The organism is Streptomyces sp. NPDC002623 (assembly GCF_053592635.1).
The window spans coordinates 60231-78176 of record NZ_JBSFWB010000032.1 but is presented as its reverse complement, the minus strand read 5'-3'; the positions used below and the strand labels follow the sequence as shown (position 1 = coordinate 78176).

Below are 17946 nucleotides of genomic sequence, written 5' to 3'. Positions count from 1 at the left end.
CGCTCCTGGACTGGGCAGTGGCTGGCAGTGGCATGACCATGCTAGAAAGCGCTTTCCCCCGGCACCTTAGGTCAGCGTCGGCCGTGGCGTCCATAACCGTGCCGGCCGACGGGTTGTTATGACCGCGGTCATGATGGATGCTGCCTCTCAGGCCGAGCCGGGAGGACCGTGGAGTGAGTGACACCGTCGCACGGGCGATGTGGGAGCGGTTCGAACCCGTCCACCAGGTGGTCTACTTCGCGCCCGAGGTGCGCGCGGCCGCCGACGGACTCGGGATGCTCGGCTACTGGATGGGGTACTTCGCCCTGCGGGCGGCGCCCCTCGGACCGGCTCCCGCTTCCGTCGTCACCAGCTGCTTCTACGTCTTCCATCCCGACCGCGTCGCGCGTGCGCTGCCCGAAGCCTGGGCTCGCGCGGCTCCGCAGGACGTGCTGACGGCACGTGCACGGGCCGTGGACGCCGCCATGACCGGCCTCTACGGCGCCGACGTCGTCGACTCCGCGGAGCTGGCCGAGGCCGCCGACCTGGCCTGGGAGGCGGCGCTCGCCGCGGACACGGCCGGGCGGGTGCTCGGCGCCGCCAACCAGGCCCTGCCCCGCCCGGCACAGCCCCACGTCAGGCTCTGGCAGGCCCTGACCACGCTGCGCGAACACCGCGGTGACGGCCATGTCGCCGTGCTGGTCGGCCGCCGGCTGGGGCCGGTCGGGGCGATGGCGCTGAAGTGCGCGGCGGGGGAGTCCGACGCGGAGCTCCAGCGGCAGACCCGCAAGTGGGACCTGGCGCAATGGCGGTCGGCGCAGACCGAGTTGCGCGAGCGCGGCTGGCTCGACGCGGACGGGCGGCTCACCAAGGCGGGAACGGTCGCCCACGAGGAGGTGGAGGCGGAGACGGACGCCGCCGCGGCCACCCCGTGGACGACCCTGGGCGACCGGGCCACGGCCCGCCTCGCGCAGCTGCTCGACCCGCTCGCCAGGACCGTCCTGGACTCGGGGATCCTGCCCGCCGCGAATCCGGTCGGTCTCACCGGAGGCCGGCTGTAGGCTCGCCGGCATGCGGATCTCGGTCTCCTCGGACATGGACGAACCAGTGGCCCGCGCCCTGGTCGCGGAGTTGCGCGGACGCGGGCACGACGTGGTGCCGCACGGCGCGCTGCGCGCCGGCGACGACCCGCAGTGGGCGGTGTGCTCGGAGGCGGCGGCACGGGACGTGGCCGACGGCACCTCGGAGCAGGCGGTGGTGTGCTGCTGGACCGGCACCGGCGCCTCGATCGCCGCGAACAAGGTGTCCGGCGTCCGGGCCGCCCTGTGCACCGACGCCTACACCGCCGACGGCGCCCGCCGCTGGAACGACGCCAACGTCCTCGCCCTCAGCCTCCGCCTGACCTCCGAGCCGCTGGTCAAGGAGATCCTGGACGCCTGGTTCGCCGCCGAGGCCGGCACGGACGCCGAGGACCGGCGCAACATCGCCCACATCGACGCCCTCGACGGCCTCGGCCCCGGCCCCGGTCCCGGCGTCGGCAAGGCGCGCTCGGGCTCGTAGCGCACCCCCTGACCCTGTTCCCCCCGAGGCCGCCGAACAGGTCTGGGACGGCTGAGGCGGGTGCGTGCCCACCGGCCGGGCAGGGCGCACGGACCGGGGCGGACGGCGCAGAAGAAGGGGCAGAGGCGGGTCTTTCATGCGCCCTGGTACGGCGTCCCGCCCGGTGCTTACAGTGGTCGGCCAGCCCTGCCCGCGGATCCGGCGGGGCGAGCCCCACCACCCCCGTGGTCACCGACCGTCCCGACCGGCCCCCGACCGGACCCGGCGCACGGCTCCGCACACCGGCGCGGCTCCCCGGGCGGCGGGTGCGACGACCACCCGCGCGACAGGCACCATCCGTGACACCGCTCGGGCCGCGCGTGGGCCGCCCGCGGTACGAGCGCGCGTCGAGAGCCACTGGAGGCCGCTGTGTCCCGACCGTGCATCGCCCTGATCGCCGACCCCACCTCGCCCGAAGGCTGCCGCGACTACCTCGCCGACGCCGTGGACCTGCTCACCGGCGCACCGCCCGTCCGGGTCGACTCCCGGCACTTCGCGACCGGTGGAACCGGCCGGGGCGTCCGCGACGGAGGCCGGTTACGGCTGCAAGTCCCTGAGGAGCGGCTCGACTTCGTGCCCGATGTCGTCCTGCTCTACGAGATCCCGCCGCACCACCGACGGGCCCTCGCCGGCTTCCAGGAGCTCCTGGAGAGCCATGACGTGGTGACCCTCGCCGCCGGCCCCGACGCCTGGCGGACCGCGACCGAGAAGAACCTCACCGTGGAACGCTTCGTGCGGGACGGCGTCGCCCAGATGGAGACCGCCGTGCTGCACCGCCCCTCCGCACGGGAGGCGGCCGACACCTTCGACCGGCTCGGCCGCGACACCTGGGCCAGGCCCGTCGTCGGCACCGGCGGCAACGACACCTTCCATGTCACCAGCCACGCCCAACTGGAGCAGGCCGCCGCCTACTACGCCGAACGCGGCACCGACTGGCTGCTCTCCCGTGATGCGGGCAACGTCACCCCCGACGGCCAACGCCACCAGTTCCGGGTCTTCGTCCTCGGCGACCGGGTCGTGCACGCCCGGGAGCACCTCCAGCCCTCGACCGACACGCCCTGCAACACCTGCCAGGGCGCCACCGCCGTCCATATCGCCCCGCCGGACCTGGATCCCCGGCTCGCCGAACTCGCCGTCGCGGCCACCGCGTCGGTCGGGCTGCCCTTCGCGGGCGTCGACCTGGCGGTGGAGAACGGCGGGGTCGTCTTCGAGGTCAACGTCCAGCCCGCCTTCGTCGACGGCGAGCTCGAACTGCACGCCGTGGCCGTGCCGTACGTCCAGGCGCATCTGGACGCCTTCGCGCTGGCCGGCGGCGGCCCGCCCCGGGGGCTCACAGCTTCAGCGTGAACCAGGTCGTCTTGCCCTCGTCCGTCGGCCGGACCCCCCAGCTGGCGGCGAGCGCCCGGACCAGGATGAGACCGCGGCCCGACTCCTCCTCCTCGACCGCCAGACGCGGCTGGGGGAGCTGCGGGCTGCGGTCGCTGACCTCGACCGTGAGGTCGGTGACCGTGCGGTGCAGATGCACGGCGACCGGGCCCTGGGCGTGCTGGACGGCGTTCGTCAGCGTCTCCGACAGCAGCAGAAGGGCGTCGTCGGCGCTGTCCGCGCAGTTCCACGAGGTGAGCGCCTTGTGGAGAAAGGCCCGCCCCTCCGGAACGGAGGCCGGCGCGGCCGGGAGGTGGGTGGTGACGGCGGCCAGCGGCGCGGCCGGCAACTGCGCGAACAGCAGGGTGACGTCGTCGTTGTGGCCGTCGGCGTCCGGCAGCAGGCCGGCCAGGACATGGTCCGCCGCGGCCTCCAGACACGGGGTGCCCACGAACAACTCCTCCAGCAGCACGGTCAGTTCACCGATCCGTACCTCGATGTCGCTGCCCGGCGTCTCGATCAGACCGTCCGTGTAGAGGATCAGCGTGGCCCCCGGCGGTATCTCCGAGCTGGACTGCTCGTACAGGACGTCGCCCACGCCGAGCGGCGCGTTGACCGGACAGGGCAGCGCGCTGATGCCCTCGCCGACCCCGGCGACCAGCACCGGCAGATGCCCGGCCGAACAGACCGTCACCGTGCCCGTGTCCGGGGCGATCACCAGATAGCAGCAGGTGACGAGCTGATCGGGCACATCGAGATCGGCGACGCAGGTGTCCAGCGCCCGCATCAACTGCCGGGGCTGCATACCGGTCTTCGCCAGCGCGTGCGCGGCCGACCTCAACTGGCCCATCACGGCGGCCGCTTCCAGCCCACGGCCCATGACATCGCCTATCAGCACACCCACCCGGTCGGCGCCCAGCGGAATCAGGTCGAACCAGTCGCCGCCCACGCCGGCGCCCTGGGTGGCCGGCCGATAGCGGCTCGCGGTGGCCAGTCCGGGCAACGCGGGCGGCGTCCCCATGAGGCTGCGCTGCAGCGTCAGGGCGATGTGCCGCTGCTGCTCGTACAGCGCCGTGAGCTCGGCTTCGGCCCGCTTGCGGTCGCTGATGTCCCGCACGATCGCGCAGGCCCCGACCACGGTGCCGTGCGTGTCCCGGGTCGGCCACAGGGTGACGTCCACGTCCAGCAGCGCCCCGGTGTCGGTCATCCGCAGCGTCTCGTAGTGCTCGACCTTCTCGGCGTGCCGCAGCCGTTTGAGCAGCGCGCGGACCTCGCCCCGCAGCTCCGGCGGGGCCAGCATCGAGACATGCCGTCCGATGGCCTCCTCGGCGGTGTAGCCGTACAGGCGCTGCGCGGCCGCGTTCCAGTACGTGATGTACCCGTCCAGCGTCTTGGCGAGGATCGCGTCCTGGGAGGACTCCACGAGCGCGGCCAGCTCGTTGATGCGCGCCTCGGCCGCCTTGCGGTCGCTGACGTCGCGCACGGCCGCCGACACCAGCAGTCCCTCCGAGGTCTCCAGGGGACTCAGGCTGATCTCGACGGGGAACTCCGTGCCGTCCTTGCGCAGCCCGTGCAGCTCGAGACCGGCGCCCATCGGACGCACCTGTCGGTTGGCGGTGTACCCGCTGCGATGCGCGGTGTGCTGGTCGTGGAAGCGGTGCGGGATCAGCAACTCGACCGGGCGGCCGAGCAGTTCCTCGCGTCCGTGCCCGAACAGCGCCTCCGTCTGGGCGTTCACGAGCTTGATCGTGCCCGTGTCGTCGACGATGACCATGGCGTCCGGGGCCGCCTCCAGCAGCCCCCGGAACCGCTCCTCGGCCCCGCCGACCGCAGCCTCCGGCGCGGGCGCCCCACAGCCGCACCGTTTCTGCTCGGCCCGCTGCTTCACGCTTCGCTTCACACGCTGTTTGACGCTTTGCTTCACGTTCTGCTTAACGTTCTGCTTCATGATCGGTTGGGCGCTCTGCTGAACGCCCTGCTGCGCAACGCCCGCCCCCGCACCCGCGCGCCGCGCCGGTTCCGCCCGCATCACGTCGGCCATCTTCCACCTCATCCTGCATGACGAATCAGGCCATCTCAGCGCCTCCGGCCCGCCCTCGCTCCGCGTTGTCGTTTACTGTCCGCCCCCTGTCCGAACCTGAACGTCACCGAACCGGTCAGGACCCGATCAGGGGCCGATCAGTATTCGAGAAGCGCTCACCCCCGGGTCCCGCCTAGGTTGGTCGGAGCAAGCCGGGCGGCACGGACGGAGAGAAGACGATCATGGCCAGAAGAGCGGAGGCGCAGTCGCCTGAGCTGCACCTCGCCGACAGTCACGACCTGATCAGGGTGCACGGCGCGCGCGAGAACAATCTCAAGGACGTCAGCATCGAGATCCCGAAGCGCCGGCTGACGGTGTTCACCGGGGTCTCCGGCTCGGGCAAGAGCTCCCTGGTGTTCGACACCATCGCCGCGGAGTCGCAGCGGCTGATCAACGAGACCTACAGCGCGTTCGTGCAGGGCTTCATGCCGACGCCGGCGCGGCCCGAGGTCGACGTCCTCGACGGGCTGACCACCGCGATCACCGTCGACCAGCAGCGGATGGGCGCCGACCCCCGCTCCACCGTCGGCACCGCCACCGACACCAACGCGATGCTGCGCATCCTCTTCAGCCGGCTCGGCAAGCCGCACATCGGACCGCCCAGCGCGTACTCCTTCAACACGGCCTCGGTCCGGGCCAGCGGTGCGATCACCGTCCAGCGCGGGGACCGGACCAAGGCCGAGAAGGCGACCTACGAGCGCACCGGCGGCATGTGCAACCGCTGCGAGGGCCGCGGCTCGATCTCCGACATCGACCTCACCCAGCTGTACGACGACTCCAAGTCGCTGTCCGAGGGCGCGTTCACCATCCCCGGCTGGAAGTCGGACAGCCAGTGGACCGTGCAGCTCTACGCCCAGTCCGGCTTCGTCGACCCGGACAAGCCGATCCGCAGGTACACCAAGCGGGAGCTGCACGCCTTCCTCTACGGGGAACCGGTCAAGATCAAGGTCAATGGCATCAACCTCACCTACGAGGGCCTGATCCCGAAGATCCAGAAGTCGTTCCTGTCCAAGGACAAGGAGGCGATGCAGCCGCACATCCGGGCCTTCGTGGAGCGGGCCGTCACCTTCACCACCTGCCCCGACTGCGACGGCACCCGGCTCAGCGAAGGCGCCAGGTCCTCGAAGATCGAGCGGATCAGCATCGCCGACGCCTGCGCGATGGAGATCCGTGACCTGGCCGAATGGGTGCGCGCGCTCGAGGAGCCGTCGGTGGCGCCGCTGCTCACCGCGCTCCAGCAGACCCTCGACTCGTTCGTGGAGATCGGCCTCGGCTACCTCGCGCTCGAGCGGCCCTCGGGCACGCTGTCCGGCGGCGAGGCGCAGCGCGTCAAGATGATCCGCCACCTCGGCTCCTCGCTCACCGACGTCACCTACGTCTTCGACGAGCCCACCATCGGCCTGCACCCGCACGACATCCAGCGGATGAACGACCTGCTGCTGCGGCTGCGGGACAAGGGCAACACCGTGCTCGTCGTGGAGCACAAGCCGGAGGTCATCGCGATCGCCGACCACGTCGTCGACCTCGGCCCGGGCGCCGGCACGGCCGGCGGAACCGTGTGCTTCGAGGGCACCGTGGAGGGGCTGCGGGACGCCGACACGGTCACCGGCCGCCATCTCGGCGACCGGGCCGCGGTGAAGGACGAGGTGCGCAAGCCGAGCGGCACGCTGGAGATCCGCGGCGCGACGACGCACAACCTGCGGAGCGTGGACGTCGACCTCCCGCTGGGTGTGCTCTGCGTGGTCACCGGCGTCGCCGGATCGGGCAAGAGCTCGCTCGTGCACGGGTCGGTGCCCGCCGGGGAGGGCGTGGTGTCGGTCGACCAGAGCCCGATCCGCGGCTCCAGACGCAGCAACCCGGCGACCTACACCGGACTGCTCGATCCGATCCGCAAGGCGTTCGCCAAGGTCAACGGGGTGAAGCCGGCGCTGTTCAGCGCCAACTCCGAGGGCGCCTGCCCCACCTGCAACGGTGCCGGTGTCATCTACACCGACCTGGCGATCATGCAGACGGTCGCCACGATGTGCGAGGACTGCGAGGGGAAGCGGTTCCAGCCTGCCGTCCTCGAATACCGCCTGGGCGGCCGGGACATCAGCGAGGTGCTGGCGATGTCGGTGAGCGAGGCCGAGGAGTTCTTCGCCGCCGGCGAGGCCGCCACCCCGGCCGCGCACCGCGTCCTCGACCGGCTCGCCGACGTCGGGCTCGGCTACCTGACCCTCGGCCAGCCGCTCACCACCCTGTCCGGCGGCGAGCGGCAGCGGCTCAAGCTGGCCGTCCACATGGGCGACAAGGGCGGCGTCTACGTCCTCGACGAGCCGACCGCCGGTCTCCATCTCGCCGACGTCGAACAACTGCTCGGCCTGCTGGACCGGCTCGTCGACTCCGGCAAGTCCGTCATCGTCGTCGAGCACCACCAGGCCGTCATGGCGCACGCCGACTGGATCATCGACCTCGGCCCCGGCGCCGGCCACGACGGCGGAAAGATAGTCTTCGAGGGCACGCCTGCCGACCTCGTCGCCGCCCGTCCCACCCTCACCGGGGAGCACCTGGCGGCCTACGTCGGCGCCTGACCGGCGCGGGCGAGGGGGAGCCCGGTGATCAGTGGGCTCCCAGGCCGCCGCCGCCGAACGAGCCGCTGCTGCCGCGGCTCCAGCGCGGGCGTTTCTGGTCCGTGCTCGCCCGGGTCTGCATGTTGCTCAGTTCGTACGGGGTGAGGGGGCGGCCCCCCTTCGGGGTCCGAGGAACCTCGTCGGGCTCGCGGTTCTCGCGGATCTCACGCACCGCGCCGCCCGGCGGCAGCTGCGGTTGCTCCTCGGGGCGCGGCCGGTCCGGCTCACGCGACTTGACACGCGCGCCCAGCCAGAAGCCGCCGGCCAGCACGGCCAGCACGGCCATGCCGACGACGAACATCACGAGACTGAGCAGGCCGCTCGCGGCGGCCAGCTGCATGCTTGCGGTAGTCATATCAGCCGAATACCCCCGTAACGGGTCATGAACCCGCCATTCCGGGACCAGTCCGGAGACGTGACTCCCCGTCGACGGAACCTCACGCATGGCGTCCGGCAGACGTCGCTGCTGCCGGGCGGGTTTGGCGCCGCTCCTACCGGCTACCCGCCGGGGGTGACTTCGACGACATCCCAACAGGAACTCTTCCGATTCCTGGAGGACCGCTTCGCCTGCGCGCAGGCGTGCACCGAATGTGCGCGAACCTGTGCGCTGCGGGCGAGCCTCGTGGACCCGGAGGGGACCGAACGAGACGAACTCGTGCGACGCAAGGGCATCATGTGCGCGGAGGTGTGCGACGCGACCTGCCGGGTGCTGTCCGAGGACAACCGGATGGACGAGGCCGGCATCCGCGCCCAGCTGGAGTGGTGCCGGACCGTCTGCCTGGAGTGCGCCCATGTCTTCGACAAGCATCCGGGAGCCGAGGAGGGCGCGGCCGCCTGCCGCGCCTGCGCCGCGACCTGCACGGACTTTCTCGCCACGCTGGGCTGAGACCGCGCGCAGGCGCCCTCGCGGCGGACACCTCGCAGGGGCGACTCACGGCGGACGTCTCAGAGCGGGCTGCCCATCCGTACGTTCCAGCGCCCCGACCGGCCGCTGAGCTCCACGGCCGTCAGCGGCGGCACGTCAGTGCGCCAGAACGCCGACTCCGGCGCTCCCAGCGCCCGTACCACCGCGGCCCGGACGACCTCGGGCTCGGCGACGGCCACGGTCCGCCCCGGCTGCAGCGCGGCCGTGTCGAGCCAGGCGGCCACCCGTTCGCACACCGCCCGCACCGACTCCCCGCCGTGCGGCGCGGCCGTGGGGTCCGTGAGCCACGCGGCCAGCGCGTCCGGCTCCCGAGCCCCCACGTCCGCCAGCGCCTCGCCCCGCCAGCGGCCCGCGTCCAGCGCCGCCAGCCCGGGCGCGTCCACCGCGTCGAGGCCCAGTGCGACGGCCGTCTCGCGGCAGCGCACGGTGGGCGACGTCCAGACGCGCTCGGCCGTCGGCAGCGTCCCGGCGGCCGCCCGGGCCCGCCGCCGCCCGACGTCGTCGAGCGGACCGCCGTCGTCGAACCGCGCCTCGCGCAGGGCGGCGGTGAGCGCGGGGGAGACCAGGACCAGCCTGCTCGTCATGCGACGCCTTTCTCTCGTGTCCCGTGCGGCATCCGGCACATGACCGGGACGGGCGCCGGCCGTGTCGGAACCCGGGCGGGCAGCCGCGGGTCCGTCGTGGCCCGGTGGGCGGCGCGGGCCGACAACACGCCCTCGACCCGCCGGTGTTCGGCGGCCTCCGGCCCCGCGCGACCGGGCCGCGCCCGCAGTTCCGCACCCGTCATCGGAGGTCATCCTGCCGGACGGGCCGGCGGTCCCGCTCCCGTACCCCGTCCGTGCGCCCTTGGCCGGATCTGCACTTTCGCGGTACGGTCCTCGACGAAATCGACATCGACGACGGACAAGCGGAAGCCGGTGGAAGCCCGGCACGGTCGCGCCACTGTGTGCCGGGCCCCCATCTCAGGTGCGGGCCGGGTGAGTCAGACCCGCACCGTCGTCCTGTGCACCACCGAGCCGGGACGCGAGTTCCCCCAGGAGGTCCTGCCATGGCGCAGTCCGCCGTCCAGCCGAGCGCTACCCCTACCGCCCTCCCCGAGAAGCTGCCGATCGGGGCGATCGTCCCGTGGGCGGTCTTCTTCGGCATCCTGATGTTGGTCCTGCTGTACTTCGTCGGCGCCGAACAGGGCGCCACGTCCGTGGTGTCCGGCGAGGGCGTCCACGAGTGGGTGCACGACGCCCGCCACCTGCTCGGCTTCCCCTGCCACTGACAGCGAAGAGGAAGCGTATCCGCTCATGAACTCCGCAACTGTCAGAAACCTCCTGGTCCGTGGCATGCTCGCGGGACTTGCCGCGGGCCTGGTGGCCCTCTTCGTCGCCTACTTCCTGGGCGAACCGCGCGTCGACGAGGCGATCGCCTTCGAGGAGACGCACGCCCACGAGCACGGCGGCGAGGAACTCGTCAGCCGCACCCTGCAGTCCACCGCGGGCCTGTCCACCGGCGTCCTCGTCTACGGGGTCGCCTTCGGCGGCATCGCGGCCCTCGCGTACTGCTTCGCGCTCGGCCGCATCGGCCGCTTCGGGCCGCGCGCGAGCGCGCTGCTCCTGGCGGGCGCCGGGCTGGTCTCGGTGTATGTCGTCCCGTTCCTGAAGTACCCCGCCAACCCGCCGGCCGTCGGGGATCCCGACACGCTGAACCAGCGCACCACGCTGTACTTCCTGATGGTCGTGCTCAGTGTGCTGCTGGCGGTCGGCGCCGTCGTCCTGGGCAGGCGTCTCGCGCCGCGCCTGGGCAACTGGAACGCCACGCTGGCGGCGGGCGGGTTCTTCGTCCTCGTCGTGGGCCTGGCGTACGCCTTCCTGCCGTCGTTCAACGAGGCTCCGGCGGACTTCCCTGCGACTCTGCTGTGGCAGTACCGGCTCGCCGCCCTCGCCGTGCAGGCGGCCCTGTGGACCGCCTTCGGGCTGGTCTTCGGGGTGCTCGCGGAGCGCCTGCTGGCTCCCGAGGCCGCCAGGAAGCCGGCGGTGACGGCCCAGCCGACTCCGGTACCTCACTGATCGCCGCACGGTCGAAGGGCCCCGGGAGCGCTTCTGCTCCGGGGCCCTTCTGGCGTTGCGCTCCCCATTCCCAATTTCTGGAACACGTTCTACCGTGTGCGCCGTCAGGACCGTCCGGACACCGGCCTTGGGAAGCCAGGAGGCGCCGTGCACCTCGACCACACGCCCGAGCAGCTGCGGCTGCGCACCGAACTGCGCGCCTACTTCGCCGAGTTGGTGCCGGCCAACGCCTACGCCCGGCACATCGACCCGGTCGCCGCGAAACGCTTCTACCGCAAGACCATCCGCCAGTTGGGCGCGGACGGCTGGCTCGGCGTCGGCTGGCCGAAGGAGTACGGCGGCCGGGGCCTCACGCCCATCGAGCAGTTCGTCTTCTTCGACGAGGCCGCCCAGGCCGGCGTGCCGCTGCCGCTGATGGCGCTCAACACCGTGGGCCCGACGATCATGCGGTACGGCACGGACGAGCAGAAGGCCGACTTCCTGCCGAAGATCCTCGCCGGTGAGATCGACTTCGCCATCGGCTACAGCGAGCCCGACGCCGGCACCGACCTCGCCGCCCTCAAGACCCGTGCGGTACGCGAAGGCGACGAGTACGTGGTCAACGGGCAGAAGATCTGGACGACCAACGGCGACACCGCGGACTGGGTCTGGCTCGCCGTGCGCACCGACCCCGAGGCCCCGCCGCACAAGGGCATCACCATGCTCCTGGTGCCGACCGCCGACCCCGGCTACTCCTGCACGGTCATCCGCACCCTCGCCTCGCACGACACCACCGCCAGCTACTACGAGAACGTCCGGGTCCCGGTCTCCCGGCGGGTCGGTCCCGAGAACCAGGGCTGGCGGCTGATCACCAACCAGCTCAACCACGAGCGCGTGACCCTCGCCGCGCACGGCACGATGGCCATCCGCGCCCTGCACGACGTGCAGCGCTGGGCGACGGAGACCAAGCTCGCCGACGGCCGCCGGGTCGTCGACCTGCCCTGGGTGCGCCGCCGGCTGGCCCGGACCCATGTGAAGCTCGACGCGCTCAAGCTGCTGAACTGGCAGATGGTCGGCGCCCTCCAGAACGGCACCCTCACGCCCCAGGACGCCTCCGCCGTCAAGGTCTACGGCTCCGAGGCCCGCCGGGACGCCTACGCCTGGCTGATGGAGATCGTCGCGGCCCCCGGCGCACTCCAGGAGGGCTCCGCGGGCGCCGTGCTGCACGGCGAGCTCGAACGGGGCTACCGCTCCGCCGTGATCTTCACCTTCGGCGGCGGCAACAACGAGATCCAGCGGGAGATCATCTCCTGGATAGGGCTGGGGATGCCGCGGGTACGGCGTTAGCCTGCCGGTATGACCGCCGACCCGGGGCTGTTCGGCCCCGAGAGCGTGACATGGCAGGTCCATGGCGATCCGATGATGTGGGTCGCCGGGATCCGCGCGCTCTATCTCCAGGCACTGCACCCACGTGCCGTCCGCGGAGTCATGCAGAACTCCGACTTCCGGCAGGACGCCTGGGGCCGGCTCATGCGCACCGCGAACTTCGTCGCCACCGTGACCTACGGCACCGCCGAGGCCGCCGAGCAGGCCGGCGCCCGGGTCCGCAAGATCCACCGCATGCTGTCCGCGAACGACCCGGAGACGGGCGAACGGTACGGCGTGGACGACCCCGAGCTGCTGCTGTGGGTGCACTGCGCCGAGATCGACTCCTACCTGCACGTCCTGCGCGGCTCCGGATACCCCCTCACCGACCGGACCGCCGACCGTTACATATCCGAACAGCGCGTCGGCGCCCGCCTGGTGGGCCTCGACCCCGAGGCCGTGCCCGCCGACCAGGCGGAGCTGGCCGCCTACTTCGAGAAGATCCGCCCCGAACTCGCCGCCGGAGCCGACGCCCGCGAGGTGGACGACTTCCTGCTCCGGCCGCCGATCCACCCGCTGCTCGTCCCGGCGCGCGCTCTGCTCTGGCGGCGTGTGGCGCACCTCGCGTACGCCTCGCTGCCGCCGTACGCCCACGAGTTGTACGGCAGACAGGCCCCGAGACCCGCGGTCGTCACCCGCGAGTTGCGTGCCACGGGCACCCTGCTGCGCTGCGTTCCCGCACGTCTGCGTTGGCAACTCCCGTCCAAACACATCCTGTGGGCCATGGCGCGGCTCGGCCCACAAGCCCGGCCTGCCCCGTACAAAGTCGGGCGATAGGCCGCCATACTGAACCAGCCAGGGGGAGGGCCGGAAAGTTACGGGGGCGGCGGCGCGCTATGGCGGAGGAGAGCAGGCTGATCCAGGGCCGGTACCGGCTGCTGGACCTGATCGGGCGCGGTGGCATGGGCGAGGTGTGGCGGGCCCGCGACGAGTCCCTCGGCCGACAGGTCGCCGTGAAATGCCTCAAGCCGATCGGCCCGCACCACGACCCGTCCTTCGGAGGCGTCCTGCGCGAGCGGTTCCGGCGCGAGGGCCGCGTCGCCGCCTCGCTCCAGCACCGCGGGGTGACGGTCGTCCACGACTTCGGCGACAGCGACGGCGTCCTCTTCCTCGTCATGGAACTCCTGGACGGCAGCAACCTCTGCCAGCTGCTCGACGACAGCGAGCGCCGGCCGCTGCCCGTCCCCGACGTCGTGGACATAGCCGACCAGCTCGCGGCGGCCCTCGCCTACACCCACCGGCAGGGCATCGTGCACCGCGATCTGAAGCCGGCGAACATCGTGCGGCTCGCCGACGGCACCGTGAAGATCTGCGACTTCGGCATCGCCCGCCTCGGCCACGACATCGGCTTCACCTCCCGGCTCACCGGCACCGGCATCGCCATGGGCACCCCGCACTACATGTCGCCGGAGCAGATCGGCGGCGAAGAGGTCGACCAGCGCAGCGACCTGTACTCGCTGGGGTGCGTGCTCTACGAGATCGCCACCGGGGCCCCGCCGTTCGACCTGGAGGACCCCTGGGCGATCCTCGTCGCCCACCGGGACACCCTGCCCCGGCCGCCCCGCGAACTCCGCGCCGACCTGCCCGAACACCTCGACCGGATCATCCTCGACCTGCTGGGGAAGCAGCCCGAACAGCGCCCCCACGACGCCCGCGAGATCGTCCGGCGCCTCGCCGCGGCCCGCACCGCGCCGGGGTATGTGCCGACCCTGGTGACGCCCCGGCCCGAACTGCGGCCGCCCGAGCCCGCCGGCCGCGAGCCCCGGCTGCCCGCCTGGACCCAGGGCATGACCACCGGCCACAAGGCCACCGGCGCCGGACTGCCGGTCCCGCCCCCGGACCCCGGCGCGGCCCTGACCGGCGAGTGGATCCCCCGGCCGGCCCTCGGCGCCGTCCCCACGCCGCCCGCGCCGGACACACCGTCCCCGCAGGCGCTCACCGCGCTCGCCGGACGGCACAACGCCGGCCTCAGTCTGGGCCGGCTCGGCCGCTGGGCCGAGGCCGGGGAGGTGCACCGCGCCGTCGCGGCAGAACGCGCCCACCTCCTGGGCCCGGACCACCCCGAGACCCTCGCCAGCCGCTACGAGGTCGCCTTCACCCTCAGCCGCACCGGCCGCGCCGCCGACGCGCTGCGCGAGTACCAGCAGGTGACCGCCGCCCGCACCCGGGTGCTCGGCGCCGACCACGCCGACACGCTCGCCACCCGCCAGGAGATGGCCTATGTGCTCGGCCGGCTGGGCCGCCACTTCGACGCCCACCAGGTGTACACCTCGGTGCTCGCCGCCCGGGTGCGCACGGCGGGCCCCGACCACCCCGACACCCTGCGCTGCCGGCACAACCTCGCCTTCAACCTCAGCAGACTCGGCCGGCTGGAGGAGTCGTACCGAATGGCGAGCGAGGTGGCCGTGGCGCGTACCCGGGTGCTGGGCCCCACCCACCCGGACACGCTCGTCACCCGCTACGAGGTCGCCTACGCCCTCGGCCAGTTGGGCCGCTGGCCGGAAGCGCTGCAGACCTACCGCGAGGTCGCCGCGGCCCGTGCGCACGCCCTCGGCCCGGACCACCCCGACACCCTCGCCGCCCGCTACGAGACCGGCATCAGTCTGGGCCGCCTCGGCCGCAGCACGGAGGCGCTCCAGCTCTACCGCGACCTCGTCGACGACCGCACCCGCGTCCACGGCCCGACGCATCCCGAGACCCTGCGCGCCCGCCACGGCCTCGGCGTCAACCTCGGCCGCCTGGCCCGCTGGGAGGAAGCGCTGGCCGAGTCCCGGGACGTGTGCGCGATCCGTGAACGCGTCCTGGGCGCCGACCACCCCGACACGCTGGTCAGCCGCCGTGAGGTCGCCGTCGGCCTCGGCTGGCTGGGCCGCTGGGCCGACGCGCTGACCGAGTACCGGCGGGTGGCCTCGGCCCGCGAGCGCGTCCTGGGCGCCGACCATCCCGACACCCTTGCCAGCCGCAACGACGAGGCCCACTGCCTGGAGCAGCTCGGCCGGGGCCAGGAGGCCGTCGAGCTGTACCGAAGGGTGGCGGCGCTACGGCAGCGCCGAGCGGCGGGCGGGGCGTAGGCCCGGGCCGGGCGGTGGGCGGCGCGTGGGCCCGGGCCGGGAATCGGCGCTGAGCGCTGCGCTGGAAGTGCAGCGATGTGCCGTCGTTGCGCTGCGGCGCCGTCGTGGCCGGTCGCTCCCCCACTCTCGGCTGCGCTCGAGCGGGGGGACCCCCATCGCGGCGGAGCCGCAGTTGTCAGCGCCCCGCGCCCCTTCAGGGCGCAGCCGACCTCGCCCGACCGGCTTACGCGACGACGTCCCAGCCCAGCTCCGTGTACAGCCGTCCCTCCCGGATCCCGGTGATCGCCGCCCGCGCGTACGGCACCATCGGCTCCGGGAGGGCGTCCAGCGGCCACCAGTCCCAGCCGAGGCACTTGTCCGGCTCCAGGAGCTGCGGCTCGCCCCGCACGCGCCGGGCGCGGAAGACGAGCTGAAGCCTGGGCTGTGTGTCGGGTGCGTCCACGACGTGCACCACGTGCGCCAGCTCGACGTCCTGTGCCTCGATCTCCAGGCCGGCCTCCTCCCGGGCCTCGCGGACGAGACAGGCCACGGCGGACTCCTGCTCGCAGTGACCGGCCAGGAAGTGGTGATGCCGGGGAGCGAAGGGCGAGTCGGGGTGGCGCAGACCGAGGAGGATCTTGCCGTCCCGCTCCAGGTGGAGGTGGACGCCGACCACGTTGAGGACGCTCTGCCGGGCGGACGGCTGCGGCGCGGGAACGACCGGCGCCGCCCGGTGCCGGGCGAGGACCTCGGCGGCGCCCGGCGCCATCGTCAGGTGAGCGGTGGTCGCCGCGTCGAAGAAGGCGAACATGATGCCCTCGGTGACGGGGAGCCGCGCGGGGTCGCCGTCCCAACCGCCGATGAACACCTGGATGCCGTCGACGACCGTGTACCGGGTCAGCCCGTCCAGGACGAGCCCCGTCTCCTCCAGCAGCTCGCGCGCCACGGCCTCCTCGGGCGTCTCGTCCCCCTCGCAGGCGCCGCCGGGCAACGACCAGGCGCCCGCATCGCAGATCGGCTTGTGCGCGTCGCGCAGATGGAGCAGGTACTGACCACGCCGGTTGACCAGCAGCGCGGCGGTGTTCCGGGGTTCGGGCTGAAGTTCCTGATCGGCGGCCACAGGTTCCTTTCGGGTGCAACGCGCGTGCAGTTCACCGTACTTGAGCGGCCCGGCCCGGCCGTGCGGATCCGCCGCCCCCGACCTCCTCTGGCCGACCTTGATCGGCTCGTGTTACGAAGAGACATGGCTGCACACGAGGGAAACCACGGACACGACGATCGCCGCGCCTACGACGTCGTCATCGTCGGCGGCGGGCACAACGGGCTGGTCGCCGCCGCCTATCTGGCCCGGGCCGGCCGATCCGTGCTGGTGCTGGAACGGCTGGGCCACACCGGGGGCGCCGCCGTCTCCACCCGCCCGTTCGCCGGGGTGGACGCCCGGCTGTCCCGCTACTCGTACCTGGTCAGCCTGCTCCCGCAGAAGATCGTGCGGGACCTGGGGCTGCACTTCCGCGTCCAGGGCCGCACCATCTCCTCCTACACCCCCGTGGAGCGCGGCGGGCGGCCCACCGGACTGCTCGTGGGCGGCGGCGAGGACCGCACCCGGGAGGCGTTCGCTCGGCTGACGGGCGGCGAGCGCGAGTACGCCGCCTGGGAGCGGTTCTACGGCATGACCGGGCGCGTCGCCCAGCGGGTCTTCCCCACGCTCACCGAACCGCTGCCGACCAGGGAGGAACTGCGCCGCCGCGTCGACGACGAGGAGGCCTGGCGGACCCTGTTCGAGGAGCCGATCGGCGTCGCCGTCGAGGAGCGCTTCGCGGACGACCTGGTGCGGGGCGTGGTCCTGACCGACGCGCTCATCGGCACCTTCGCCGACGCCCACGACCCCTCCCGCAAGCAGAACCGCTGCTTTCTCTACCACGTGATCGGCGGCGGCACCGGCGCCTGGGACGTCCCCGTCGGTGGCATGGGGGCGCTCACCGACGCCCTCGCCGCCGCGGCCCGGGACGCGGGCGCCGTCCTCGCCACCGGGCACGAGGCGGTGCGCATCGACACGGACGGCCGTACCGCGGAGGTCGTCTACCGCACCGCCGCCGGCGAAGGCGTCGCCGCCGCCCGGCACGTCCTGGTGAACGCCTCCCCGCAAGCCCTCGCCGCGCTCACCGGAGACGAGCCGCCCACCCCTGCCGAGGGTGCCCAGCTCAAGGTGAACATGCTGCTCAAGCGGCTGCCCAGGCTGCGGGACACCTCCGTCGACCCGCGCGAGGCCTTCGCCGGCACCTTCCACATCGCCGAGGGCTACGAGCAGCTCGCCACCGCCCACGCCCAGGCGGCCGCCGGTGAACTGCCCGCCGCCCCGCCCTCCGAGATCTACTGCCACTCCCTGACCGACCCGACCATCCTCGGCCCGGACCTCGTCGAACAGGGCTACCAGACGCTGACCCTGTTCGGTCTGCACACGCCCGCCCGGCTCTTCGAACGGGACAACGACGCCGTACGCGAGGAACTCGTTGCGGCGACCCTCGCCCAGCTCGACGCCCACCTCGCCGAACCCCTCGCCGACTGTCTGGCGCTCGACGCCGACGGCCGCCCCTGCATCGAGGCGCGCACCCCGCTCGACCTCGAACGCGACCTCGGGCTGCCCGGCGGCAACATCTTCCACCGCGACCTCGCCTGGCCGTACGCGGACGACAGCACCGGCCGCTGGGGCGTGGAGACCCGGCACGCGAACGTCCTGCTGTGCGGGGCGGGCGCGGTGCGCGGAGGAGGGGTCAGCGGGGTGCCGGGCCACAACGCGGCCATGGCGATACTGGAGGCCAAGGACACAAGAATCTGACGGTGTATCAGAAAAGGGCTTCCGTCGTCGCACCGGCTGCGG

At 72.7% G+C, this 17946-nt stretch carries 15 protein-coding genes and 1 riboswitch; of the genes, 11 read left to right on the top strand and 4 right to left on the bottom strand.

Annotated elements, in window-relative coordinates; genetic code table 11:
- Window positions 1–173: 173 nt before the first annotated feature.
- From ACWD4O_RS38465 to ACWD4O_RS38455, 3 genes are all read left to right on the top strand, one after another.
- Entirely contained in the window at window positions 174–1040 is an 867-nt protein-coding gene (locus ACWD4O_RS38465; RefSeq protein ID WP_451287400.1) for an SCO6745 family protein, read from the top strand.
- 10 nt (window positions 1041–1050) lie between these two features.
- Window positions 1051–1539: an RpiB/LacA/LacB family sugar-phosphate isomerase gene (locus ACWD4O_RS38460; RefSeq protein ID WP_451287398.1), complete on the top strand. Its 489-nt coding sequence runs from the start codon at window positions 1051–1053 to the stop codon at window positions 1537–1539.
- A gap of 408 nt (window positions 1540–1947) precedes the next feature.
- Complete coding sequence (locus ACWD4O_RS38455) at window positions 1948–2925, top strand: ATP-grasp domain-containing protein (protein ID WP_451287396.1); 978 nt, start codon at window positions 1948–1950, stop codon at window positions 2923–2925.
- Here ACWD4O_RS38455 and ACWD4O_RS38450 read toward each other — a convergent pair.
- A complete protein-coding gene (locus tag ACWD4O_RS38450; protein ID WP_451287394.1) occupies window positions 2909–4843 on the bottom strand; it encodes a PAS domain S-box protein in 1935 nt (644 codons plus the stop codon). The genes ACWD4O_RS38455 and ACWD4O_RS38450 overlap by 17 nt on opposite strands.
- Before the next feature lie 362 nt (window positions 4844–5205).
- On the opposite strand from ACWD4O_RS38450, the gene ACWD4O_RS38445 reads away from it, so the two are divergent.
- Window positions 5206–7593, top strand: a complete 2388-nt coding sequence (locus ACWD4O_RS38445) for an ATP-binding cassette domain-containing protein (protein WP_451287392.1) — start codon at window positions 5206–5208, stop codon at window positions 7591–7593.
- Between the two features lie 28 nt (window positions 7594–7621).
- On the opposite strand, the gene ACWD4O_RS38440 is transcribed toward ACWD4O_RS38445, so the two are convergent.
- Window positions 7622–7987, bottom strand: coding sequence for a DUF6479 family protein (locus tag ACWD4O_RS38440; RefSeq protein WP_351915161.1), 366 nt, complete (start codon window positions 7985–7987; stop codon window positions 7622–7624).
- A 156-nt stretch (window positions 7988–8143) separates the two neighbouring features.
- On the opposite strand from ACWD4O_RS38440, the gene ACWD4O_RS38435 reads away from it, so the two are divergent.
- Complete coding sequence (locus ACWD4O_RS38435) at window positions 8144–8518, top strand: ferredoxin (RefSeq protein ID WP_451287390.1); 375 nt, start codon at window positions 8144–8146, stop codon at window positions 8516–8518.
- Window positions 8519–8577: 59 nt separating this feature from the next.
- Here the strand turns inward: ACWD4O_RS38435 and ACWD4O_RS38430 are convergent, their stop codons facing one another.
- On the bottom strand, window positions 8578–9141 hold the full coding sequence (locus ACWD4O_RS38430; protein WP_451287388.1) for a histidine phosphatase family protein: 564 nt from the start codon (window positions 9139–9141) through the stop codon (window positions 8578–8580).
- A gap of 271 nt (window positions 9142–9412) precedes the next feature.
- A riboswitch (cobalamin riboswitch) is annotated at window positions 9413–9569 on the top strand.
- 36 nt (window positions 9570–9605) lie between these two features.
- Between ACWD4O_RS38430 and ACWD4O_RS38425 the strand changes: the two genes are divergently transcribed.
- From ACWD4O_RS38425 to ACWD4O_RS38405, 5 genes are all read left to right on the top strand, one after another.
- Window positions 9606–9827 (top strand): CbtB domain-containing protein, encoded by a 222-nt coding sequence (locus tag ACWD4O_RS38425; RefSeq protein WP_351915155.1) that lies wholly within the window; start codon window positions 9606–9608, stop codon window positions 9825–9827.
- 25 nt (window positions 9828–9852) lie between these two features.
- Window positions 9853–10614, top strand: a complete 762-nt coding sequence (locus tag ACWD4O_RS38420) for a CbtA family protein (protein WP_451287386.1) — start codon at window positions 9853–9855, stop codon at window positions 10612–10614.
- A gap of 147 nt (window positions 10615–10761) precedes the next feature.
- Complete coding sequence (locus tag ACWD4O_RS38415) at window positions 10762–11940, top strand: acyl-CoA dehydrogenase family protein (RefSeq protein ID WP_451287384.1); 1179 nt, start codon at window positions 10762–10764, stop codon at window positions 11938–11940.
- A 9-nt stretch (window positions 11941–11949) separates the two neighbouring features.
- Window positions 11950–12795: an oxygenase MpaB family protein gene (locus ACWD4O_RS38410; RefSeq protein ID WP_451287383.1), complete on the top strand. Its 846-nt coding sequence runs from the start codon at window positions 11950–11952 to the stop codon at window positions 12793–12795.
- A 59-nt stretch (window positions 12796–12854) separates the two neighbouring features.
- Window positions 12855–15089: a tetratricopeptide repeat protein gene (locus ACWD4O_RS38405; RefSeq protein ID WP_451287381.1), complete on the top strand. Its 2235-nt coding sequence runs from the start codon at window positions 12855–12857 to the stop codon at window positions 15087–15089.
- A 223-nt stretch (window positions 15090–15312) separates the two neighbouring features.
- Here ACWD4O_RS38405 and ACWD4O_RS38400 read toward each other — a convergent pair whose 3' ends face one another.
- Window positions 15313–16188 (bottom strand): NUDIX hydrolase, encoded by an 876-nt coding sequence (locus ACWD4O_RS38400; protein WP_451287379.1) that lies wholly within the window; start codon window positions 16186–16188, stop codon window positions 15313–15315.
- A 123-nt stretch (window positions 16189–16311) separates the two neighbouring features.
- On the opposite strand from ACWD4O_RS38400, the gene ACWD4O_RS38395 reads away from it, so the two are divergent.
- Window positions 16312–17904, top strand: coding sequence for a phytoene desaturase family protein (locus tag ACWD4O_RS38395; RefSeq protein WP_451287377.1), 1593 nt, complete (start codon window positions 16312–16314; stop codon window positions 17902–17904).
- Window positions 17905–17946 lie beyond the last annotated feature (42 nt).